We start from the raw sequence: 22,874 nt of genomic DNA, 5'->3' as shown, positions 1-22,874 counted from the left end.
AGTATCTTTGAAAAGCAATAGTAGATAATAGACATGAAAAGACGTGATTTCTTTAGAAAAGGGGTGTTTGCCTCTTTGGGTGCTACAGCGTTGGGTGCCGGTTCTGCCCTGGCGGGACAAACAGAAGATGCCTTCCGGAAGACAGCCAAAAACGTGATTTTTTTGGTGAGTGATGGGATGAGTACCGGGACCCTAAATATGGCGGATGTACTGCTAAAACAAAAGGAAGGTAGAAAAAGCCGCTGGGTAGGTTCCTATCAGGGAAGTATTATGAAGCGGGCCTTAATGGAAACCGCGTCCGCTAACTCCGTGGTAACGGATTCAGCCGCAGCAGGCAGTTCCTGGGGCGGTGGCATGCGCGTACCAAATGGATCCTTGAATATTGGTGCCAACGGTGAGGAACCGATTCCAATCTTACAAAAATTCAAGGCTGCTGGCAAGTCGGTTGGTTGTGTTACCTCTGTGCAGATAGCCCATGCTACTCCGGCGTCGTTCTGCGTAAATGAAAAGAGCCGAAGTGCGATGCCGATAATTGCAGAAAAATACCTGAAGTTGCGTTTTGATGTGATGATGGGTGGCGGAGATGAGCTGTTCAACGGTAGCAAGCGTGAAGACAAAAAGGATTTATACAAAGACTTCCGGGCAGCGGGCTTTTCAGTGGCCCGAAATCGGGAAGAACTGATGAAGGTTCAGGGTAAGGGACCTTTGTTGGGGATTTTTAGCGAGGGCGGCATGCCTTACGCCATCGATAGAGAAAACGATCCCGAAGTAAAGAAAGTGACTCCCACCATGGGAGAAATGGTCAGGAAGGCAATAGAAATTCTAAGTCAGAATCCGAATGGTTTTGCCATGCAAATTGAAGGCGGCAAGGTGGATTGGGCAGCTCACGGAAATGATGCAGCCGCGCTATTGTATGATCAGATTGATTTTGACGAAGCAGTTGGTATCGCGTTGGACTTTGCAGCGAGGGACGGAGAGACCCTAGTGATCATGACGACCGACCACGGAAATGCCAACCCCGGTCTTTTCGACGGAGGGGTAAAAGGTAAATTTGGCACACTGTTCACGGCCACCCGGTCTAACGAATGGATCCTTAAGCAGTTGAATGGAGACAATACGCCGGATCAGGTGATTGACCTAATCAACGCCTATCAGGGAATAACCATCAAGCCGGCAGAAGCCATCGCCATTCTGAAAAACTACCAGGTGGTAAACGACGAAGGGCTGTACGATACGGGCAAAATCCCCCTAAAACTGTTGTCAGAGATTCAGATGCCCTACACCGGCATTGGTTGGGCGGGCACTGGCCATTCATCCGACCACGTGGAGCTGGGTATGTTTGGACCCGGCAGCGAAAACCTGCCCGCATTTATTGAAAATTACAAGCTGCACAATTTCATGTTGAATGCGGCCCATGTGCCTGCTATGGCATTCGCTTGGTAGTTAAAATGCCTTTTGTGATATCCGGAGGGTTGGCCCTCCGGGTTTTTAATTCTCCTATTGCTGATCGGGATAGTCCTTTCGGGTTGCCACAGCGTATTTATTCAACAATCGACGTCCGAAGCCATTCTGAATGGCACCTCACTAATCCGCAACTAAATGAAATCGAGCACGACGCAAGCGACACACAGAGGGACGACTGTAATTCGTGCGAGATTCCATCTGACCATTAAGAATCAATTATAGACAGATGAAATATACCGTTAACATGTTAATAAGGAGGTTTATGGCCATCGCCATTGCCTTCATCACCGTTGCAGCAAATGCACAGCAGGATCCATTGGGTATCTTTTTGACCTGGAAGGAAGATCCCCTTACTACCATGGTGGTTGACTGGCACTTGGAGACTGATGCCCCTCAGGTTTTACACATCACTGAAAAGGGAAGCAGTGAATGGAAGCAAGAAACAAGCGAAGTATTGCCCTTTCCCTTTTCCGACCGAAGTATACACCGTGTAGCGCTCGCTGGCCTCAAGCCGGGAACCTCTTATAGCCTCAAGTTTGGAGGGCAGGACAAAGCGTATTATTTCAACACCATGCCGGCTGACATCAGCAAGTCGGCCATGCGAATAGCCATCGGTGGGGATTCCATGCACGATCAAGCCTTTATGGAAAAAACCAATACCCAAGTGGCCAAGTACGACCCGCACTTTGCGGTAATCGGCGGTGACTTGGCCTACGCCAATGGCGACCCCAAAAACCTCACCCGTTGGTATGCCTGGTTTGATGCAGTCAAAAATACGTTGATTCGGGAAGATGGACGCATCATTCCAGTAGTAGTAGGGATCGGCAACCACGAAGTACAGGGAGGATCCTTTGCCAAGCACGAGGATTTCGCGTTTGACGACGCCAGCAGGGCTAGGATTGCCCCATTCTACTATGGCCTGTTTGCTTTCCCCAATCAGCCGGGTTACGGCGTGTTGGACTTTGGGAACTATTTCAGTTTTTTCCTGCTCGACTCAGACCATTCCAACCCCGTAGATGGTGTTCAAACCGAGTGGTTTAAGCGTGAATTGGCGATCCGTGACAACGTTACGCAAATCATTACCATGCACCACGTGCCGGCCTACCCCTCCGTTCGAGATTTCAACGGCACCACACAGGCCCGCGTAAGAGAGCATTGGCTGCCCCTTATCGAAAAGGCCGGTGTAAAGCTGGTGTTTGAAAACCACGATCACGCGTACAAGCGTACCTATCCCATAAAGAACAACGAGGTGAACCAAGATGGCGTCGTTTACATCGGAGACGGGTCTTGGGGCACTAGGCCGAGAGAAATTCACGATCCTGAAAAAACCTGGTACTTGGATGCCGCTCAGTCTGTGCGCGCATTTACCTTGGTCACGCTGCAAGGCAGCAGTTTTAATATCATATCGGTGGATGAAGACGGCAATGTAATAGATTCCTATCCCACCAATCCTCTTTTAAAATAAAGAACGTTTAATCTATGAGAAACTTTGTGTTGGCGGCCGCCGGTGTGGCCCTTCTTGCCTGTACTGCTTCCTGTGGAGGAGGTACCTCCGAATCGACCGTTCAGTCGGAACAGGTGGTGGAGTCCAAAATTGTAGGCATCAATACCTTGGAATACGAGCATATATTTGGGGACGATAGGCCCTTTGCCCAGTGTCATGCATCCACGATTGCCCCGTTGGGTGATGGAACTTACATGGTTGCTTGGTTTGCAGGGTCTTACGAGAAGCACGACGATGTGGGGATTTGGTTGTCCCAAGGGAAGCTGAACGATTGGTCGGAACCTAAGATGGTGGCTAAGATCCGAAACGACCCCCACTGGAACCCAGTCCTGTTTAATGCGCCCGATGGGAAGATGTATTTGTATTTTAAAGTGGGCAAGGAGATCGACGATTGGGAGACCTGGGTACAATACTCTGAGGACAAAGGAGGTACCTGGTCGGAAGCAAGGGAATTGGTGCCGGGGGACATTGGAGGAAGAGGTCCTGTGCGAAACCACCTGTTGGTGCTCTCTGACGGCACCTGGTTGGCCCCGGCTTCGTTGGAAAAGGATCGGGTGTGGGATGTGATCATTGACCGCAGCGAAGATGGGGGTATGACCTGGGAAGCTACGGACAAGTTGGTGTTGGATAGGGAAAAGGTTACCGGTGAAGGCGTGATTCAGCCAGCGCTTTGGGAATCCAAACCAGGTCATGTGCACATGCTGATGCGTAGCTCTGGTGGGTTTATCTGTCGGAGTGATTCCGAGGATTATGGCAAAACGTGGTCACCCATTACCGTAACCGACCTGCCCAATAACAACTCGGGGATAGACATTGCTCCTCTGGGTGGCGAGAAACTGGCGCTGATTTTCAATCCTGTATCCGGCAACTGGGGCAAGCGCTACCCCATCACCGTGGCCATTTCTGAAGACAATGGCAAAACCTGGCCCGTACGGTACGATATTGAAAAGGGCGAAAATGAAAATGACGAACTTTCCTATCCCGCCATTTTTTACGAGGATGGCAAGCTGGTGGGCTGCTATACCTGGAATAGGCAGCGCATAGCGTTTTGGAAAGGGGAATTGATTCGGGAATAATTGGTTTAAATCAATCGCACGAGAACATGGTGAAGGCAGGAATTTTGTTAATGGTGCTTGCGGGTTTTGGCACGCAGCTTTTCGCTCAGGGTGGGCAGACGTATGCCGAGAAGTTGGGATATCCCTCAGGGGTCAAAGTGGTGATTTTTCACGTGGATGATGCGGGGATGTCTTATGAATCCAATACCGGTACCATTCGATCCATTGAAGAGGGCGTGGCCACCTCATGCAGTATCATGTTTCCTTGTCCATGGGCGGCAAGCTTCGCACAATATGCACTCAAGGAGCCTATGGATGCCGGCGTGCACCTGACGCTCACCTCTGAATGGGGCCATTATCGCTGGCACCCTGTGGCCGGTCGGGATGTGGTTCCCACCCTCATTGATTCCGAAGGCGCATTGTGGCGCTCGGTGGAAGAGGTGGTGAAAAATGCCTCTCCCGATGAAATAGAGCTGGAGATCCGGGCGCAGGTAGAAAGGGCTTTGGCGTTAGGCCTAACCCCCACTCATTTGGATAGCCACATGGGGACCTTGTTTTACCATGCGCCTTTTTTGGAGCGCTACATCAAGGTAGGAGCGGAGTACCGTATTCCAGTCATGTTTCCGGGTGGAAACAACAAACTTTTGGGGTTATCTATGAATGATAACCTGATCAAGCGACTGAAGAGGGAAGGGAAGTACCAAGAAGGCATGGATTTGCCCAAAAATGACTTGATGGTTCAGGCACCGGAGATAGGGAAAAAGATTTGGGGCTTGGGCTTGCCGGTGCTCGATGACCTGCACTCCGTGAGTGGTAATTGGAAGCCGGAAGGAAATCCTACCGCTGAGGAATGGGGCAAATACAAGACGGAGAGGTTTAAGGAAGTCCTCTTGCAGATGGAGCCGGGTTTGGCGATGATCATCGTGCATAGCAACGGGGATAACGACGTGTTTGACCGGATCAGTGGCTCTGGAGGTTCCCGATATGCAGATATGCTCGCGATGATCGATCCGGATTTAATGAAATTTATTGAAGCGGAAGGCATCATGCTTACCACTTGGCAGGAAGTGATGGAGCGTAGAAAGCGCGCGCAGTAATTTTCTCTAATACTAACAAATATCAATCCCAACGTATGATGGTTCGAGTAGGAATGGTAGGAGTACTCATTGTTTTGAGTGTGCTACAGGTATTAGGTCAAATAGTGCCTAAGGAGGTGGCGGTAGAGGAGGAACAGTTGATTTTTCCGATTCAGCCAGAACACGCCCACGGCAGCAGCTTAGTGGAGCTGCCAAATGGAGACCTGCTGGCCACTTGGTTTCAAGGCTCCGGGGAACGAAAGTCCGATGATGTCCGGATCATGGGGGCGCGATTGCGAAAGAAGGACAAGCAGTGGGGACCTCCCTTTTTGATGGCGGATACGCCTCATTTGCCGGATTGTAATCCGGTGCTGTTTCTGAATCCTGATGGGAAATTGTTTTTGGTGTGGATCGCGGTGCAGGCCAATCGTTGGGAACAGTCCATACTACGGGTGAGAACTTCCACAAATTACACCAATGCGGGCGCACCCATCTGGGATTGGCAGGATAACATCCTGTTAAAACCCGGGTCGGAGTTTGCCGAAGAGGTTGCGAAGCGATTTAACGAAATGCCGGAAACAGGTGCTGGCTGGGCGGAATATGCGCCCTCTTATGACGATATGATTGTGGAAGCCGCCAAAGACAGCAGAAAGAGCAGCATTGGATGGATGACCCGTATCAAGCCTCTGTTTTTACCCACTGGTAGGTTATTGTTGCCTTTATATTCGGATGGGTATAACTTTTCGCTTGCGGCGATTTCCGATGACGGAGGAGAAACTTGGCTGCCCAGCTTACCCATTGTGGGAAGGGGCCCCATACAGCCGGCATTTGCCCGCAAGTCGGACGGCACGATCGTGGCGTATATGAGGGACAGTGGTGATGCCCCGGCCCGGGTTCATAAGAGCCTTTCCAAAGACAATGGCTATTCATGGACTGTGTCTGAAAAGACCGACATCCCCAACACAGCGAGTGTGGAATTGCATGCGCTTAGCTCTGGTCATTGGGCTTTTTTGGGCAATGACGTGGACGATGGTAGGTACCGCGTGGCACTGTACTTGTCCGAAGATGAGGGAGAAACATGGAAATGGAAAGTGTACTTGGAAGACGGGGAGAAAGGCAAGGGTGGACACTCCTACCCCAGCCTTGTCGAGGATGGCAAAGGAAATCTGCACATCACCTATTCCTTTCACGAGTCAGGAGACCGCAAGTCGATCAAATACCTGAAGGTGAATACCAAGAAGATGCTAAGTTACAAAGAGTGATTTCTTTAAAAAAAGTGAGATTTTTTTTTCTACAATAGTACGAATATCCACCTTGTCGGTAATATAGTGGAGTGTGGTTATTGAGGCTGCTCAGGCAGTGAATTAAGATGCACTCTTGTAGTTAGGTTAGGTAAGTTTTGTCCGCTTTTGGCTTTGCCAGGGCGGACAAATTTCTTTTACACCTACAAATTTTCCGGTTTGCACGGCTCGGCAATTTCCAATAGCGGGTCCAATTGGACCCGTAAGTAGCAGAAAATGCCCGGCCGTAGTCCAAGAAAGGGACGGGTAAGGCAACCTTTCAAGGCCTTGGGAGCATAGGTTTTCGTCGTTAAATAACAAATTATTCTATACATGAAGAAACTAGTTTTGGGTTGTTTTATTTCCTTGGGCCTTGCCTTGTTGGGGTCTTGTGGAAAAGGTTCAGAGGATGGGGTTAGGCAGGAATCGGAAGGTTCGGTACACGTTGACTCCCCCTTTATGCAGGAAATCAGTGTCAAGTATTATGCTGACGAGGGTGCCGCTGTCTTGAAGAAGGTAGGTGTAGACCGGAATGGTACGGTGCAGGTTCTTTCGGATCAGGGGCTTCTCCGACCCCACGACGGACAGTTTTTGTATCCTGGTTCGCTGATCGAAGACCGCACCTATCTTCCGATGAAAGACAAAAAGCTAAGGGATCTGACGGTCTATCAAAATCAGTTTGTCTATTTGGATGACCGATCGGTTCTCAGCAACGCTTGGGCCGGATCGTTGTTTGTCAAGCATGCCCTTTCCAACCCCACGATGGTTCAGCCGGGCAAGGATTTTTCCTTTCTGATAGCAGGTGAAGGGTCTCTCGGGTATTTTGCGGATTCTACCCAAGTGTGGAGCGGTAGCCTAGGTACCGAAATGACATTGGCAATGGATTTTGACTCCCAGAAGAATCTCTTTTATCTGTTAACCCCCACCAAGGTGCTTACTTTCGCCACTGATTCCAACTCCCTTAACGAGGTGTTCTCAGGTGCTGGTTTCACCAGTTTTGCACTGGCAAATGGGGGGCAGCAATTGGTGATTGGTACGAATGACGGCTACCTTCAGGTGGACACAGGTTCTTGGAAGCAGGTAGGCGAGCGTAACAGCCGCCTGCCTTGGCCGGAATTAACGGCAGTTGCGGAGATACAGGGCCGTCTCTGGTTTGGGTCTACACGAGGTGCCTTTATGCAAAAGGAAGATGGTAAGTTTAACTATTATTATGGAGAGCGTTGGCTGCCCGGCGATCGGGTAGCCCAATTAGCGCCTGGTAAAGGAAAGGACGTGCTGATTCTTACCGATAAGGGTTTGGCGAAGCTAGAGTTTTTTGAGCATACCCTGCACCAGAAGGCCGAGTATTTTGATCGGCAGATGCGCGAGAGGCATATGCGTTACGGATTCAATGCTACCCTAGTGGGCATGGAAAAAGGAAATATCAATTCAGGCCGTTTGGGAGATTCTGATAACGACGGTCTGTGGACATCCATGTACTTGGGGGGAGAGGCCTTCCGATATGCGGTGACTGGCGAGGAAGAGGCACTTCAGAACATCCGGGAATCGTTGGATGCCATGGAGCGGCTCTACACCATCAATCCCATTGAGGGGTTTCCATCCAGATCCTTTTCCCGAAGAGGCTACATTGATCAATTATCTGATCCAGATCGTTGGCAGCATGCAAGTCATCCGGAGTGGGATTGGAAGGCCACTACCAGCAGTGATGAGGCCATTGGCCATGCGTTTGTGTTTGGGGTGATCGCCGAATTGGTGGATGATCCAGCTGTGAAGGCACAGGCGATACGCTTAATCGATGCGCTCATGCAGCATATTGTGGAAAATAATTGGTACCTGATCGATTACGACGGCAAGCCAACACTATGGGGCAAGTGGCATCCGGATTATGTCAATAATTTCCCACGTATGGTTGGCGACCGGAAGCTCAATTCTTCCAATATCATTGCCATGCTGCAAACGGCCTACCATTTTACCCAAAAGGAAATCTACAAGACCAAGGCCTTTGAACTAATGAATGATCACGGGTACTTGGAGAATATGATGGTTCCCATGGAGCAAATAGGCAAGGCCGAGGAAGGAACGGACGAATGGGCGGAGATGCTTTCCGAATCCTGGAATCATTCAGACGATGAAATGTATTTTCTTGGTTACTGGGGCTTGTATCGCTATGCCTTTAACGATACGCTGAAAGCGAAGTACCGAGAGTCAATTATAGACCATTGGGAGGCTGAGCGGCCGGAAAAAGAGGGGTTATGGAATATTTTTACAGCCTTGGTTGCCCCGGATAATTTCGACCTGGAGGAGGCCGTGTGGTACTTGCAGGAGTATCCCATGGACCTGATCAACTGGAGCGTACAAAACAGCCACCGAAAAGACGTTACTCCAATTGCTGAGAATTTCCGTCGCCAAACACTTACCGAGGTATTGCCACCGGATGAGCTTCCCATACGCCGCCACAATGCGAACCGGTTTGGATTGGATGCCAGTGGCATGGGACGATCCGAAAACAGCCCCGGGGATATTTGGCTGCTCCCCTATTGGATGGGCAGGTATTTGGGCGTAATTTCCGCCCCCTGAGGGTATTTTAAAAAATTTGCACTGTTTTATCAACGGCTGTAAACGGATATACAGTACCTGAAACAGCATACCGGAGATGCAGACACGGTCGGTTTGTATCCCGGTGCGATTTAGCAAAAAAACGAACCATGACAAAGATTACCGAACAGGATTCATTGTATCGGCATTTGGAAAAGATGTCGGTAGAAGAGCTTACGGCTCGTATTAACCAAGAAGATAAAAAGGTGGCCTTGGCCATCGAGAAGGCGCTACCGCAGATCAATGCAGTCATCCAAAAGATTGTCGCACAGCTCCAGGACGGTGGACGCTTGTTTTACTTGGGCGCAGGCAGCGGTGGTCGCCTTTCCGTGCTTGATGCGATTGAGCTACCTACCACCTATGGGGTGCCCAAGGGGATGGTGAACGTGATTTTGGCGGGTGGCGTGGAGCATCTGGTGGAGGCCCGGGAAGAAGAAGAAGACGACCGGGAGGCCGGCTGGAAGGCGCTGCTGTCAGAGCAGGTGTCGCCTAAGGATTTTGTGTTGGGCATTTCTGCGAGTGGCACGACACCTTTCGTATTGGAAGCACTAAAAGCTTGTCAGGCGAACGGTATCCCTACTGGCTGCTTGGTGAGCAATCCGGAGTCTCCGGTTGCCGGGTATGCGGATTTGCCCATTGAGGTGATCACCGGTCCGGAGTTTATTACCGGCAGCACGCGGATGAAGTGTGGCACCGCTCAAAAGATGATCTTTGATATGATCAGCACCACCACCATGGTGAAGTTGGGAAGGGTAGAGGATAACAAGATGGTGAATGTGTTGCTGATCAACGACAAGATAACAGACCGGGCGGTTCGGATGCTGATGGAGCGCTCCGGTATCTCCGACTATTCCGAAGCCAAGGAACGGCTGTTGGCAGCCGGTTCGGTTCGGAAGGCCCTGGATGCGCTGGAGGGATAGGGTTTGTTGGTGCGTTAAATTTTATCAATCGCCTTGGATAGTAGTGAGTCCGAGGCGATTTTTTTATTTTTCAGGCGGTATGCAGTCAGTTTTCTAAATCGTACGTGTCCGGTTATTTCTTTTGCTCCGCAGCAGCGGAAACGAGTTTTGCGATGACTACTGCGGGATATAAAATTCCCAATACCGACAGAAATGCAGCCAGCATTTTGGTGGCGATGCCCCCTGCGTATAAGTCTCCGAATCCCACCGTGCTGATACATACCAGGCTGAAGTAGATGTAGGTTCCGTAATCTCCGTCCATCCCCACTAATTCGATATCGCCTTCGATTCCATTACCTACCAATAAGTGAATCAATTCAAACCCAAAAGCTCCGGCCAGCGCCAATAGCAAATAGACGTTGACGGCGCCAATGACTCGATAGGTATTGATTTCTTGGTCCCTAAATAGCAGGGTAATGTTGATGATCACCATCAGGATGAGATTCAATATAATCACCAATCGTTCCACCAGGTAAAATTCGTAGGGGTTGTCCGAAAATCGAATCAACCGCAATCCCAGGTGTAAGCCGAGCAAAAAAATACTGGCAAACAGGTAGCCTTTTTTATTGGAAGAAAAAACCCCTACAAAAAACAAGAGGATGAACATGAAATTTAAAAATATGGCCGTGTCCTCCTCCTGGTCTATCAATACCGGCAATACGAATACCGTGAAGGTCAGCATGACCAACAATGTTACAAAGGAGACATCGGATATCCAGTAATTTTTCGTTTGTTGGAAGTAATTTTTCATAAACGTTTCGGGCGGAAATTGTTGGAATAAAGATAGGCGAAATATAGAAATAGTCCATTTTCAAGCGCAGAGAAGCGGATAATTGGCGGCTACGATTTTCCTATATGCCGGGGTCACTGCGAGCGGATTGGAGGAGCAACAAGTTTTTTTACCCGTGTTCTTACCCGTGTATAAACGTTTATACACGGGTAAGAACACGGGTATTTGTTTCAGCTTTAGTACCTTTCGTTGGTGTTTGGCATGCGTGGGACTCCCGGGAATCGTCCCTAAAGTCGGTTTTTATGCGTCTTTCCCTATAATTGAGGGGTTTGTCAGGATGTGCTTGGTGTAGGGGAGGGGATGGGGTTGATGTATGTCTCGGAGTCGAATCGGATTTGGCCGTGCAAAAAAGCAGGCTGGGTGCCATGGATCGGATCTTCGGTAGGCGGTACCTGCTACCTGGTTTTCTGCAGGGGGCCTTGGGCGGTTAACAGGTATTGTAAAAGCTAAAGCACCGGGCAAGTGAAGAAACAGATGAGTTTTTTAGAAACTGACGTGTTTTCCCCGCTGCCAGATCAAATGAAGGCCAACGCACAAAATGCCCCCCGGAGGAAAACAACACACAACATGTCACTTCCATCAAAGCGGGCCCAACCGAGCCCTGGCAACTTTGTGGATTTTAGGTACTTTCATTGCATCACAAAGATTTCCGCCATAAATTCCGCTCAGATGGAAGCGACATACCGTTAGCGTTCATTCTGAAAAACGATTGAGTGTAAAAAAACTCGCTAATAATAGATATGTAAAATGATTAGATTGCAAAAAGTAAAAACAAAATTTAATATAGATAATATGAAATTATTCAAAATTCTTTATTTGATATGTGTTACTGGTTTAACAATATTAACCTTTTCGTGTAGCGAGACAGTTGGAAATATTGACCATGAAATAATGGTAAAAGTACCAGAGTCGGAACTTTATGTGAGAGTGCGCGGAAACCCTGAAAAATCCTTGATTATTAATTTGCATGGAGGCCCTGGTGGATATTCTGGTATTGATATTAAATTAATGGGTCCAGGATTGGAAGATAAATTTCTTGTTGCATATTTGGATCAACGTGGATGTGGAAAATCTTGGGAGTGCAAAGATAAAGACTTGCTTACAGTAGAGCAGTATGTTGAAGATTTGGATATTGTAATTGATTCCTTGCGAAAAAAATACAATAAAGAAAAAGTCCATATTATGGGAACTTCATGGGGTGGAATGTATGGTTTTTTATATCTATTAAGAGACCAAACTAAAGTTCTTTCTTATGCTTGCATTGATGGAAAAGTTAACAGCAATTATCAAAACCATTCACTCATCGATTTTGAAACTAATAGAGCAAATGAAATACTTCGAACCGATATTACTAAAGAACAAAAAGCAGAGTTAGAGCATATCGTAAAAGAATTGGAACGAATTAAGAGCAGTAATTTTGAACAGTTTCATACCGATGTAAACTGGATGAAACATGAAGTTCCAGCGAAACTTGGATTTAATGCATATTTCGCAGATACATCTAAGATTATTTCATTTAAAGATGTAGTCCAAGATTCCGCTTTAATGAAATTGATGAAATATTCAGAAGAAGAATATCGGGAGATTGGAGAAAAAGCAGAATTTGTAAATGCCGCCTTTAGAAACACCCCTTCATATAACAACATCAATATTGAATCTGAATTGAAGGAAATAAAAACGCCTACAATTGTTATTCAAGGCGAACAAGATTACGTAGTTGGAACAGGACACGCTGCGCTAATTTACAATGCATTAACCAACTTATCCAATGAAAAAAAAGAACTACATATTATTCCCAATGTTGGACATAGCCCTGCTATTGAAAGCCCCCAGATATTGTCTGATATCTTAGTTGATTTTTTTGAAAAGGAAAGTTTGAAAAATTAAGAAATAAAGCACGAAACGCTAACATCGTATATAAAACATTTGGCAGTCAGTGCTTTATTGAGCATTTCAGCTCGTATCAAAAGAAGTTGTAACTTGATCGGAAAGTGCTTCGAAATGCCAAACGTTTCATATACTTGACCGTTGTGCCTAATCTAAAAAAAAGAAAGTCACAACCCGTATTAAGTGCTGAATTTGCGTAATTTCAGCAAATGGGGCTCTAATTCCTTGTTGGTTTGACGCTTTTCAACGACATTTGCACAAAAACAACGCAATGTTAATCAGATTTAGTGTAAGGAATTTCAGATCAATACGTGATAACGTTGAGCTTTCATTGACAAAGACAAGTCTGCGTGGTTTAAAGTCCAATACATTTCAAAGCGGAAATAATAACTTAATCAAATCTGCTGTCATCTATGGTCCCAATGCTTCAGGAAAGAGTGCACTTCTTCGGGCATTTAAAGCACTTGAATTTTTAGTCCGAAGATCTTCTAGTTTCAAACCTGACGAAAGGATTGCTCCATTCGAGCCGTTCAAACTCAATATTCAAAATTCAAAGGCTCCTGTCTCAATGGAAATTGAGTTCTCTCACGAGAATAACCAATACTATTACCAAATTGAGTTCACCGAAGACAAAATTAAATTTGAAGAACTTCATCATTACCCCAACTCTATTCGTACACTATTATTCACAAGAAAGAGTAGTAGTCCTATAAAATTCGGTGAGTCTTATAAAGGTGGAAAAAAATCAATTGAAAAATTATTGCTTCCAAATCAGCTATTCCTTTCAAAAGCAGCGGAAAACAATGTAGAGTCTTTGCTTTCTGCATTTTCGATTTTTGGAAAAGGTATGATGGTATTTCCTTTTCTCGAAGAATATCGAGAAACGTCCTTAAGCAAACTCTACGCAAGAAGATTAGCTGAAAATAAAAACTCTAATTTTTCTAAGAGATTTAACAAACTTATATGCGCATTAGACACTGGTATTGTAGGGATTCAGGCAGAAGAAGTTGATTGGAGTAATTATAAGTTTCCAAGCAATATGCCTGATGATGTAAAGGAAAGATTTCAAGATCAATATAAGTATGACATTAAAACACAACACCCTCTCTTTGACGGAGAAAAGGAGATTGGAGTTGAAAACTTCGAAATTGACGAAGAGTCAACGGGGACTAAAAGCCTGTTCATAATTGGTGGAATTATTCTTGATGCCCTGGAAACAGGAAGGGTACTAATTGTTGATGAGTTTGAAAAGAATATGCACCCAAGCATTACTCAATTTTTGATCAATCTATTTCATAATGAAATCACCAATCCCAAAAATTCTCAACTAATTTTTGCAACACATGACATAACTCAACTATCAAATGACAGCTTTAGGAGAGACCAAGTTTGGTTTACAGAAAAGGATGAATTTGGATCAACCTCCCTTTACAGATGCTCTGATATAAAAGGGATTCGATTAGGGACTCCTCTAGACAAATGGTATGCGTCAGGCAGGTTTGGTGCAACACCGATTATCAATGATTCAGACTTTCTCATAGAAATGCAAAGTGATGAGGATTAGCAAACCAAATAGACGGATACTAATACTTTGCGAAGGAGTAACTGAATATTTATATGCTAAATCTTTACAAAGTGAATTACCAAGACACCTTCAAAGATCTATATCAATTGAAATTGACTATAATTCCAGAAATGACCCAAAGAGTTTAGCAGAAGAAGCATTAAAGAGAAAAAGAAAAGCTAGAAAAGACAGGAACAGCTATGATTCAGTTTGGTTGTTTTTTGATCATGACAATTGGCCGCAACTAGAAGCAGCATTTAGAATTGTAGACTCGGAAGGATTTTGCATTGCCTATAGTTCTATGTGTATTGAACATTGGTTCATACTGCATTTTTGAGAATTGTGGTAGAAGCTTTCAAGACGGTGCTGAGGCTCTGAGATTTCTAAAAACTAAGTGGCCTGAATACCATAAAACCAAGTTGAAACACTACGAAATCTTAAAAGAAGATTTAGAAACTGCCATTGTCAGAGCTAAAACATTGAGAAGCAATGTCCAAACAGATTTACCAAAACATCAATGGAATCCTTATTTCACAATAGATAAGCTGATTGAATTTTTCAATGACTTCAAAAAATAAAAAACACGAAGACACAACAATCGTTATAAAACATGCCCTCGGGACACGTTTCATAGCGGGAACGCCGTTGTGATGGGGCCGTAATCCCGCTTTTGAATCGACAATAATCCCAGGATTACAGACATTTCAAAAGCTAAAGCAGCGAGCAAGTTGGATATCTGAGGGTTGTGTTGGTATTCAATCTGTTGTTGATGGCCGGTGGTGGCGCGTTGGGGTCAAAGTACAAGACGGTCTGAACCAGCGCAACCACCGTCTGCTTAAATGAGGCAAATGGGAGAAGGAACTGTACAAAATGGCGGCGGCCAGGTGGCTGAAACGCTGATCCACACACCTCCAGGTCTGTTTTGGCATTGGAAATTTGCCTAACATTCAGTATCTTACGCAAAAAGAGCCGGATGATGGGAGGTTTTGATGTCCAGCCTGTCCTGACACGTCAGGAGTTCCGTGGGAAAGTAGGGGTGAATGGAAAATCACGACTTACCATAAAGATCATTAAAGAATGTGAGTAAATTCCGCTGTCTGAGCCGGTTTCCTACCATGGCGAAACACACTCGGCAGCAGCCCAGACGGATTGAAAATATGAAATCGATTAAATTAACGAAGCTATTTTTTGTTTTTGCCTTAGTCATGCTCTGGTCCTGCACAGGAGACGATACAAGCCCGAGCGATATCACCGTCACAATCGAGGCTACAGGGTTAAGCGATGACAAATTGTCCGTTAATAACTTCGCAACTTTTAGGGCCATCGTAGAAGGTGGAGAAGATATCGTCGTTCGTTATAAGTGGTCGTTGTCGGCACAACGTGGCGAGCTCACCGATGGGGTTACTACCATGCCCAGCCCCTCCCTATCGGATGATACGATCCGCTGCGTAGGGCGCACAGCAGGAGACGAGGTGATTACCGTGGAGGTGATTGATACCAAGAATACCGTTGTCGCTGTTGCATCAATGCCATTTACGATTATTGCGCTTGTTGACGTACCCAAGGACTACGGTTGCTTTGACCAACCAAAGCTGATATACCAACGGGGTAGTTTATCTAAATATGTCTGCAATTTTGATGGCTCTAATCCGCAATATCTGGGAGTCCGTGGTTTGAGTGTGGCCATATCCCCCAATGGCAGATGGATAGCCTACAACGACTATGACGATGGACAGACGGGGTATTTTATGTATTTAAGGAATTGTGAGACCAATGAAACCATCACTATTCCCGGCGGAGATGGCGATGACTATACGCCCGAATTTTCACACGATAGCAAAATTCTTTACTTTCTACGACCCAATCCATCGTTGGAAGAGAACTTTGCTTCAGGCCGCCCGACTGATTTAGCAGCCTATAATTTGGAAACCGGCGAAGATTATTTCGTCACAACCTTATACCAATCAAGCGAAGAGGTTTCTAGATTCACAGTCTCCAAAGTATCAAACGAAATCGCATTTATACGAAATAGTACGGTTGAAGACAGTGGGATTTCTCCAAGACTATCCATTCTCAATCCTGCAAGTGGTTTGATAACGGATGTTTATACACTCGGTTTTGGCCCAAATTCTGGTATAGACTGGTCTCCAAACGGTGAGGATATCATTTTTTCGAGTGCAAGCACCACAAATGGTAGGGGCATTTTTCGTTTTAACCTTATAGACGGTATAGGGCCAAAGTTGATATTTAGCGATCTTTCGCCTCAATCCCTGCCGCCTTTGTTTCCCCACTATTATGCCAATGGCACACGCATAGCCTGGAGCGGCCAAGAGAATGGGCAAAATAACCAGAACATCTGGAGCATTGATGCCAATGGTAACGATTTGCAACAGATAACCAGTGATAGTCCCAATGAAACGGTAAATGGTGTTTTAGAATAGCTGTCAGAAACACATTTACTGCATGCAAAAAATCGCTTAACATACCTAGATATTTCGGAGTCTATTTATTCATCTGTTTATAATTTGTTCTTAAGTGGTCAGATGGAATCTCGCACGAATTACAATCGCCCCTTCGTGTGTCGCTTGCGTCGTGCTCGATTTCATGCCGTTTTTTTGGTTAAGATATAACCTGTTTAACATGACCTTTCAAAGTGGCACTGTTCGAACCGATATCACTGGCACAAAACGATCCATTATATTCAGTATAAGCGAAATGCGGCCCGAATAGGTAACGTTAACTGTTTTTTCTCCCAAGCTCCTTAGTCCGCCGAAGCAAATCAATTGCTGATTTTGTGAGATAAAACTGTCAGGGGGAAATTTTTTTACCTTAGGGACGGCTCTTCATCCACATTTTTTGCGAACTTCGGCCATGTTGCAAAAGATGGATATTGGGGAATCTTTTACCAAAAACCTGCCGATTATCGATGTGCGTTCTCCTGGGGAATTTGAAAAAGGCCACATTCCGGGTGCACATAATATTCCGTTGTTTTCAGATCAGGAGCGTGCCCAAGTGGGGACGGTTTATAAGATGGAGTCCCAAGAGGCGGCCATCAACCTGGGGTATACCTATGTGACGCCCAAACTTGATTATTTTGTTTCCCAGGCCTTTGAAATTGCACCGCAGGGCAAGGTAATTGTCCACTGCTGGCGGGGAGGCATGCGTAGTCAGGCTTTTGGGGAACACCTGGCTGCAAACGGTTTCCATGAAGTAAACGTGGTTCAAGGAGGCTACAAAGCCTATCGAAATGGGGTCCTTCACAGCTTTGAGGTGCCTAGGACCCTACGGGTACTTGGCGGATTTACGGGGAGTGGGAAAACCTATATCCTTCGGGAATTGCAGAATTTGGGTGAGCATATCATTGATTTAGAAGGTCTTGCGCATCACAAAGGTTCTGCCTTTGGGGGTATTGGACAGGCATCGCAGCCTACGGTGGAGCAATTTGAAAATGATCTGTCCTTTGCGCTCAGTAAGCTGGATCTGGATCGGCCTATCTGGGTAGAAGACGAGAGCCATAACATAGGCTCGGTGAAAATACCCCGTGCCTTTTTCCAGCAGATGCGCGCTGCCGGACTTGTGTTTCTGGAGATACCCATCAAAGAGCGGGTGAAACACTTGGTAGCAGGCTATGCCCGTAGCGGTGATGCCAACCTGATCGAAGGGATTCGCAGGATTTCCAAGCGCTTGGGAGGATTGCGGACCAAGGAAATGTTGGATTTGCTTGCCGGGAAGCACTATGAGGAGGTGGCCCAAATGGCATTGGAATACTACGACAGCTATTACTTGAAGAGTTTAAAAAAGAGAGACGGTAGAAGCACACTGCATATCCATTTGGAGAGTACCTGCCACCGTGAGAATGCGCAAAAAATCCTAAAACTGACGCTCAATGAAAGACATTAAATTAACAGCCTATAGCCATGGTGCCGGCTGTGGGTGCAAAATTTCCCCGGCACTGCTGTCCGAGATGCTGAAATCAGACAATCCGCTGGCTACGTACCCCAATATCTTGGTGGGGAACAGCAGCAGAGACGATGCGGCGGTATATGATATGGGGGATGGTACAGGCATCATCTCGACGACCGATTTTTTTATGCCCATCGTGGACGACCCCTTTACCTTTGGTCAAATTGCCGCTACCAACGCCATCAGCGACGTCTTTGCGATGGGGGGGCAGCCAATCATGGCCATCGCCATATTTGGTTGGCCCATTGATAAATTAACCCCAGATATCGCACAGCAGGTACTTGCGGGAGGGAGGGATGTCTGTCTAAAGGCGGGATGTCCGCTAGTTGGGGGGCACAGCATCGATAGTCCCGAGCCCATTTTTGGGTTGGCGGTCACGGGAAAGATCGACCTGAAGCAGTTGAAACGAAATGATACCGCAACGGAGGGGTGCAAACTATACCTCACAAAGCCACTGGGCGTTGGCATTCTCAGTACTGCTGAGAAAAAGGGTGCTCTCCGCTCCGAAGATACCGGTATTGCCGCTAAGTCCATGACTACCTTGAACGCCATCGGAAGGGATTTGGGAGAGATAGCAGGGGTGCGCGCCATGACGGATGTCACCGGGTTCGGGCTTCTGGGCCACCTGCTCGAAATGTGCGAGGGCAGCCACTTGTCCGCCGAGATTGAATTTGACAAGGTGCCCGTGTTCAAGGAAGTCCAAGCCTACTTGGCGCAGGGCTACGTCCCGGGAGGTACTTACCGAAATTGGAGCAGTTACGGTCATCACGTTCGTCTCAGAGAAGAGGGCAACAAAGAGATTCTCTGCGATCCTCAGACGAGCGGTGGGTTATTGGTGGCAGTAGAAACATCTGCTCAAAGCACGGTGGAGGCTTTATTTCGAACCAAAGGAATCGATGCCACCCCCATCGGAGAGATGAAGCCGCAAGGGGAATATAGGATCGTGGTGGTATAGCGAGCGGGAGGAGCTTTTGGCAGAAGCGAATGCCTGTGAAAGGCAACTACCGTTTCTCGTCCAAAAGTTTATCCAAACCACTTGAACGTAATTTGTAGCAAATAAACTTTGGCCGACTCTGAAGTTATGCGATCACATGAGCATAACATAAAAAACCACTGTAGATCAATTAACTACAAATCATTAGAGCCAATCTGTCACATGACCGTCACATAAGATTAAGCCCAGAAAGGGATATAGCTGCCATACTCCCTTAGCTTCTTTTTAGGATCTGGGATGCCGAATAACGTTATACTATAAACCCGATACAAAAAATGCCTATAACTTGCATCTTAATCAATTATTTCACTTTGCTGCCTCGCAGGGTCTAAAGTGAATGGCTTAGCGTATTCATTCCTGGCCCGAAGGGAAATGGCAAATAATCTGATGAAATCGAGCATGACGTACCCGTCACACACCGGGATGACTATCAACCATGCGAGATTCCATGTGGCAACTGAAAAACAATTATAGACACATGAAAAGTCGAAAGGCATTAAATTAACGAGTGCAGCAGCGGAAGGTCTTGAAATAGTTTTCACCGTGGCACAATCCACTCATTCCCTGCATCGTACCTGTAATTCACAATATGGCCATTTATAATCAATTCAACCGCTTGCTCTATAACGGCCAATGGAGCTATAAACCATTCCCTGGGAGTGTAACGCTTGCCTTTATCATCAAATACATCCACATTTAAACAGGAGGATCCAAAAAAGGAATGGATTAGCTGTTCAAATTTCTGAGGGTTCATATTATAGCACTTCCAACCCGCAACATATTCAACGCCCGCCATTAAGTAGGTTGGTGCACGTTCCGCATTCTTGATCCTATCTTCAATGTTGGTTTTGGAATAGCCGATTTTGAAAAGGTTGCGAACAGATTTGACCTGTTCATCTTGGCTTAGGGACTTCAAAACATAGATGTATCCTGCCTCTTCATCCTCCTCGGAAATTTGTCCAAACGTCTCCGCAAAGCCCTCATTCACCTTTTCAAAGTTCTGTGTGACAGCCTTGCCATTCATCAACAAAACCTTGTAAAGGGACCGATATAGCATGTTTGACTCGGTTCCGTTTTCAAAAATGGTCCGGGTTCGACCGTCTTTTCGTTGTCTGGAACCGCTTTTGAATTCCTGTACCCCTTCATCTAAATTGACATTCTCCAAGTAGAGCAACACCCCATTATTGACGTAAAAATCACCTGCACGTAAATTATCTTGTTTGAATGGTACGAGCCTGCGCTTGCCTTGTGAAAGATCCCGCTGTATGGCACTGAACAGTTCCTCATACTGGTCAAAATTCTTACAGGGCCTTCGTTGGGCAACAAAATCTGCTTGAGCCCTGTCATAATCTTTGGGTGTATGCTTGAACTCGAACAATCCCAAATCATCGTCAAGCAGCCCTAACTGATCACCCGAGAATATATCATCAAAGGTCTCAATCTTCTTCGGTTTGAAGTAAGCTTCTTTTGGCTCCGCAACCAATCCATCCGGCTCTCGCAGCAATTCAAATTCATCCACGCCACGAAGCATGTCTGCTTTTTCAGGATCTTCCCGAAATCCTTTCAATCGGGAATACAACTGATATTCGGAAATGTCGCTGGTATTGGGCAGGGGCTCCCTACCATGTGTTTTGTAGAACTGATTGATCTCATCAAAGGATGACTTCATCCGCTCATCCGGTGTCCTCGTTGAATAGGATTTGGGTTTGGTAGCCAATAACCCAAACGGATCATTCTCAAAAATCTCATCTAAAACCTGGTCCTTATCCATTGGCTTGTCGTTTGCGTTTCTCCTCTTTCAGATAAATAAGGCATTCTCCCATTCTTCGCTCCAAAGGATCATTGGAATTGATGCTTGGCTCCTTCTGAAAGGTCTTTACAAATTCCTGAATTTTGGGCCATAGAATTTTGGCTTCCTCAAAATCCATTTTGATACGAGTTGCATGGATAGTCTCCTGAATTACTTTCAGTACCCTAGTATCAACGGACTTTGACAACACCTCGAATGCTCTCTGAAAAGGATTCACCTGATCAATCAAATCAATGTGCAAGTCATCCAAGTTGACAAACTGATCTGCCATCTTGATAAATCGTTTATCACCTTGCTCCTGGATTTCTGCTTTCTTGATTACAGAATCCGTCACCACATACTGTCGCACTTCCTCCACTTCTTCTTCCGAGAGCTCAGGATATTTCACCCTGATGATTTTTGGAGTCAATACCTTATTGATCACCTCTGGCTCCACCACTTGACCCGAAATTGCTTTCATGATCTGATCGTCTTGCAGTATAGCTGCTTTTAAGTCATTCAAATCTGATTCAATGATTTCCTTCACCCGCTTGCTACTTGGCTCTTTCAGCCCACGAATCTTCAGCTCTCCCGGCTTTGTCGGCATGTCTATATCAGACTTCTTGGTTTTGAAGGACCAATTAGGGGCCAATACCTGCTCCATCAATAGCGATGCTGTAATGGCTTTCAGCATATTGTTGACAGACAGCTTAACCAAATCATCTGCTGCGTCAGGCTGCGCAATCAGGTTGGTAAACTGTGCATGAGTCTTGTTATCGCTGTCACGGGTGGCTCTGCCAATGATCTGTATGATCTCTGTCAAGGAACCTCTGTAACCCACTGTCAGCGCATGTTCGCAGTAAGGCCAGTCAAAGCCTTCTTTTGCCATACCCAATGCAATGATCAAATCCATGTCGTCCACCGATTTGATGTTTCGCAGATAGGCAACAATCTTATCCCGCTCCTTCGGATTATCCTCCACCAAGTCTGCTACCTTGATGATTTTCTCATCTGAGGCCCTTCTGACGTAAATCACTCCTGAAAGAGGATCTTGTCCGGTAACAGTACCAATGGAATCCAAAATAAAATCTACTTCATCATGCTTCTTCTTGGTTGACTCCCCTGCATTCACGTTTGGAATGTGGAGGATTGTTTTCTTGTCTGTATCGAGAATCTCTGCAATCGCAGTCATGTATCTGCCTTGGTAAAAGTGGTACCCAATTCCCAGTGACTTCAGATACCTGTATCCGTTGAGCTGCTGATAATAGTTGTAGGTCACTTTGGTAAACCTTGCTTCATCTTCCGGAGTCAAGATAGGAACTGAATCACCCCGGAAATAGGAACCTGTCATGGCAATGATGTGGGCAGTGGATTTGTCAATGATGTTTCGCAGCAAATCACCCAGGCGATTATTTACATCGGCAGAAACATGGTGAAATTCATCAATGGCTATCAGCGTATTGTTAAAAACTGTTTCTTCCAATTCCTCACATGCAAAGCGCAACGTGGCATGTGTGCAGATCAAAATCCGTTCATTAGGCTTCCGCATGAAATTGTGGAATGCCTCCACCTTGCTTTTGCTCCCATCACTGCCGGAAGTGCAAAGGTTGTATTGATCATTCGGCTCCCAATTGGCAAAGAACCCATGCTTCATCAAGTCTGTCCGATCAAACGAACTTCCAATGGACCGTTCGGGCACAGCTACAATCACTTTTTTGATTCCTTGATTGGTCAGTTTGTCAAGGGCCAAAAACATCAAGGCTCTGGATTTGCCTGAAGCGGGAGGGGCTTTCAAAAGTAAGTACTGTGCATCACGTGACTCAAAGGCTTTGGCTTGCATTTCCCGCATCCCCATGGGATTGGTGACCGTACTTTGGCCAGTCTGATGGTAGTTGACTTCTACTATATTGGGCATAATAAAAAGGTTATTCGTCTAAACCGGAAATCACAAAAT

General features: G+C 46.2%; 16 protein-coding genes. 13 read left to right on the top strand and 3 right to left on the bottom strand.

Annotation, left to right across the window (positions count from 1 at the left end; all coding sequences use genetic code 11):
* The first annotated feature begins 33 nt into the window (after positions 1 to 33).
* The 7 genes from IAQ59_RS06745 to IAQ59_RS06715 all read left to right on the top strand — a co-directional run bounded on the left by IAQ59_RS06745 (position 34) and on the right by IAQ59_RS06715 (position 9,894).
* A complete protein-coding gene (locus IAQ59_RS06745) occupies positions 34 to 1,443 on the top strand; it encodes an alkaline phosphatase (RefSeq protein ID WP_209330025.1) in 1,410 nt (469 codons plus the stop codon).
* A gap of 247 nt (positions 1,444 to 1,690) precedes the next feature.
* Complete coding sequence (locus IAQ59_RS06740) at positions 1,691 to 2,929, top strand: purple acid phosphatase family protein (RefSeq protein WP_209330024.1); 1,239 nt, start codon at positions 1,691 to 1,693, stop codon at positions 2,927 to 2,929.
* Between the two features lie 14 nt (positions 2,930 to 2,943).
* Positions 2,944 to 4,044 carry a sialidase family protein gene (locus tag IAQ59_RS06735; RefSeq protein ID WP_209330023.1) on the top strand — a complete coding sequence of 367 codons (1,101 nt, stop codon included), beginning with the start codon at positions 2,944 to 2,946 and terminating at the stop codon, positions 4,042 to 4,044.
* Between the two features lie 26 nt (positions 4,045 to 4,070).
* Positions 4,071 to 5,120, top strand: a complete 1,050-nt coding sequence (locus tag IAQ59_RS06730; protein WP_209330022.1) for a polysaccharide deacetylase family protein — start codon at positions 4,071 to 4,073, stop codon at positions 5,118 to 5,120.
* 38 nt (positions 5,121 to 5,158) lie between these two features.
* On the top strand, positions 5,159 to 6,361 hold the full coding sequence (locus tag IAQ59_RS06725; RefSeq protein WP_425342603.1) for a sialidase family protein: 1,203 nt from the start codon (positions 5,159 to 5,161) through the stop codon (positions 6,359 to 6,361).
* Positions 6,362 to 6,712: 351 nt separating this feature from the next.
* Positions 6,713 to 8,956 carry a ligand-binding sensor domain-containing protein gene (locus IAQ59_RS06720; protein WP_209330020.1) on the top strand — a complete coding sequence of 748 codons (2,244 nt, stop codon included), beginning with the start codon at positions 6,713 to 6,715 and terminating at the stop codon, positions 8,954 to 8,956.
* A gap of 128 nt (positions 8,957 to 9,084) precedes the next feature.
* Positions 9,085 to 9,894 carry an N-acetylmuramic acid 6-phosphate etherase gene (locus IAQ59_RS06715; RefSeq protein ID WP_209330019.1) on the top strand — a complete coding sequence of 270 codons (810 nt, stop codon included), beginning with the start codon at positions 9,085 to 9,087 and terminating at the stop codon, positions 9,892 to 9,894.
* Between the two features lie 112 nt (positions 9,895 to 10,006).
* Here IAQ59_RS06715 and IAQ59_RS06710 read toward each other — a convergent pair whose 3' ends face one another.
* Positions 10,007 to 10,684, bottom strand: coding sequence for a potassium channel family protein (locus tag IAQ59_RS06710; RefSeq protein WP_209330018.1), 678 nt, complete (start codon positions 10,682 to 10,684; stop codon positions 10,007 to 10,009).
* Positions 10,685 to 11,479: 795 nt separating this feature from the next.
* Between IAQ59_RS06710 and IAQ59_RS06705 the strand changes: the two genes are divergently transcribed.
* The 6 genes from IAQ59_RS06705 to selD all read left to right on the top strand — a co-directional run bounded on the left by IAQ59_RS06705 (position 11,480) and on the right by selD (position 19,092).
* Positions 11,480 to 12,610 carry an alpha/beta fold hydrolase gene (locus tag IAQ59_RS06705; protein ID WP_209330017.1) on the top strand — a complete coding sequence of 377 codons (1,131 nt, stop codon included), beginning with the start codon at positions 11,480 to 11,482 and terminating at the stop codon, positions 12,608 to 12,610.
* A 271-nt stretch (positions 12,611 to 12,881) separates the two neighbouring features.
* Positions 12,882 to 14,174: an AAA family ATPase gene (locus IAQ59_RS06700; protein WP_209330016.1), complete on the top strand. Its 1,293-nt coding sequence runs from the start codon at positions 12,882 to 12,884 to the stop codon at positions 14,172 to 14,174.
* Entirely contained in the window at positions 14,164 to 14,511 is a 348-nt protein-coding gene (locus IAQ59_RS22745; protein ID WP_209330015.1) for an RloB family protein, read from the top strand. Before IAQ59_RS06700 ends, IAQ59_RS22745 begins: the two co-directional genes overlap by 11 nt.
* Before the next feature lie 820 nt (positions 14,512 to 15,331).
* Positions 15,332 to 16,615: a TolB family protein gene (locus IAQ59_RS06690; RefSeq protein ID WP_209330014.1), complete on the top strand. Its 1,284-nt coding sequence runs from the start codon at positions 15,332 to 15,334 to the stop codon at positions 16,613 to 16,615.
* A 430-nt stretch (positions 16,616 to 17,045) separates the two neighbouring features.
* The gene (gene mnmH, locus IAQ59_RS06685) at positions 17,046 to 18,074 is read left to right on the top strand and encodes a tRNA 2-selenouridine(34) synthase MnmH (RefSeq protein ID WP_209330013.1); all 1,029 of its coding nucleotides are present in this window, start codon (positions 17,046 to 17,048) and stop codon (positions 18,072 to 18,074) included.
* A complete protein-coding gene (gene selD, locus IAQ59_RS06680) occupies positions 18,061 to 19,092 on the top strand; it encodes a selenide, water dikinase SelD (protein WP_209330012.1) in 1,032 nt (343 codons plus the stop codon). Before mnmH ends, selD begins: the two co-directional genes overlap by 14 nt.
* Positions 19,093 to 19,669: 577 nt before the next feature.
* Here the strand turns inward: selD and IAQ59_RS06675 are convergent.
* The gene (locus IAQ59_RS06675; protein WP_209330011.1) at positions 19,670 to 20,902 is read right to left on the bottom strand and encodes a GIY-YIG nuclease family protein; all 1,233 of its coding nucleotides are present in this window, start codon (positions 20,900 to 20,902) and stop codon (positions 19,670 to 19,672) included.
* On the bottom strand, positions 20,895 to 22,835 hold the full coding sequence (locus tag IAQ59_RS06670; protein ID WP_209330010.1) for a DEAD/DEAH box helicase: 1,941 nt from the start codon (positions 22,833 to 22,835) through the stop codon (positions 20,895 to 20,897). Before IAQ59_RS06670 ends, IAQ59_RS06675 begins: the two co-directional genes overlap by 8 nt.
* Positions 22,836 to 22,874: the final 39 nt, after the last annotated feature.

The organism is Lunatimonas salinarum, assembly GCF_017811155.1.
Lineage (GTDB): Bacteria > Bacteroidota > Bacteroidia > Cytophagales > Cyclobacteriaceae > Lunatimonas > Lunatimonas salinarum.
The sequence above is the reverse complement of the archived record's forward strand: the minus strand, read 5'-3'. Positions and strand labels throughout refer to the sequence as shown.

Coding starts and splice junctions, on each gene's coding strand:
- IAQ59_RS06745 (WP_209330025.1), top strand. CDS start 34: ATGAAAAGACGTGATTTCTTTAGAAAAGGGGTGTTTGCCTCTTTGGGT.
- IAQ59_RS06740 (WP_209330024.1), top strand. CDS start 1,691: ATGAAATATACCGTTAACATGTTAATAAGGAGGTTTATGGCCATCGCC.
- IAQ59_RS06735 (WP_209330023.1), top strand. CDS start 2,944: ATGAGAAACTTTGTGTTGGCGGCCGCCGGTGTGGCCCTTCTTGCCTGT.
- IAQ59_RS06730 (WP_209330022.1), top strand. CDS start 4,071: ATGGTGAAGGCAGGAATTTTGTTAATGGTGCTTGCGGGTTTTGGCACG.
- IAQ59_RS06725 (WP_425342603.1), top strand. CDS start 5,159: ATGGTTCGAGTAGGAATGGTAGGAGTACTCATTGTTTTGAGTGTGCTA.
- IAQ59_RS06720 (WP_209330020.1), top strand. CDS start 6,713: ATGAAGAAACTAGTTTTGGGTTGTTTTATTTCCTTGGGCCTTGCCTTG.
- IAQ59_RS06715 (WP_209330019.1), top strand. CDS start 9,085: ATGACAAAGATTACCGAACAGGATTCATTGTATCGGCATTTGGAAAAG.
- IAQ59_RS06710 (WP_209330018.1), bottom strand. CDS start 10,684: ATGAAAAATTACTTCCAACAAACGAAAAATTACTGGATATCCGATGTC.
- IAQ59_RS06700 (WP_209330016.1), top strand. CDS start 12,882: ATGTTAATCAGATTTAGTGTAAGGAATTTCAGATCAATACGTGATAAC.
- IAQ59_RS22745 (WP_209330015.1), top strand. CDS start 14,164: ATGAGGATTAGCAAACCAAATAGACGGATACTAATACTTTGCGAAGGA.
- IAQ59_RS06690 (WP_209330014.1), top strand. CDS start 15,332: ATGAAATCGATTAAATTAACGAAGCTATTTTTTGTTTTTGCCTTAGTC.
- mnmH (WP_209330013.1), top strand. CDS start 17,046: ATGTTGCAAAAGATGGATATTGGGGAATCTTTTACCAAAAACCTGCCG.
- selD (WP_209330012.1), top strand. CDS start 18,061: ATGAAAGACATTAAATTAACAGCCTATAGCCATGGTGCCGGCTGTGGG.
- IAQ59_RS06675 (WP_209330011.1), bottom strand. CDS start 20,902: ATGGATAAGGACCAGGTTTTAGATGAGATTTTTGAGAATGATCCGTTT.
- IAQ59_RS06670 (WP_209330010.1), bottom strand. CDS start 22,835: ATGCCCAATATAGTAGAAGTCAACTACCATCAGACTGGCCAAAGTACG.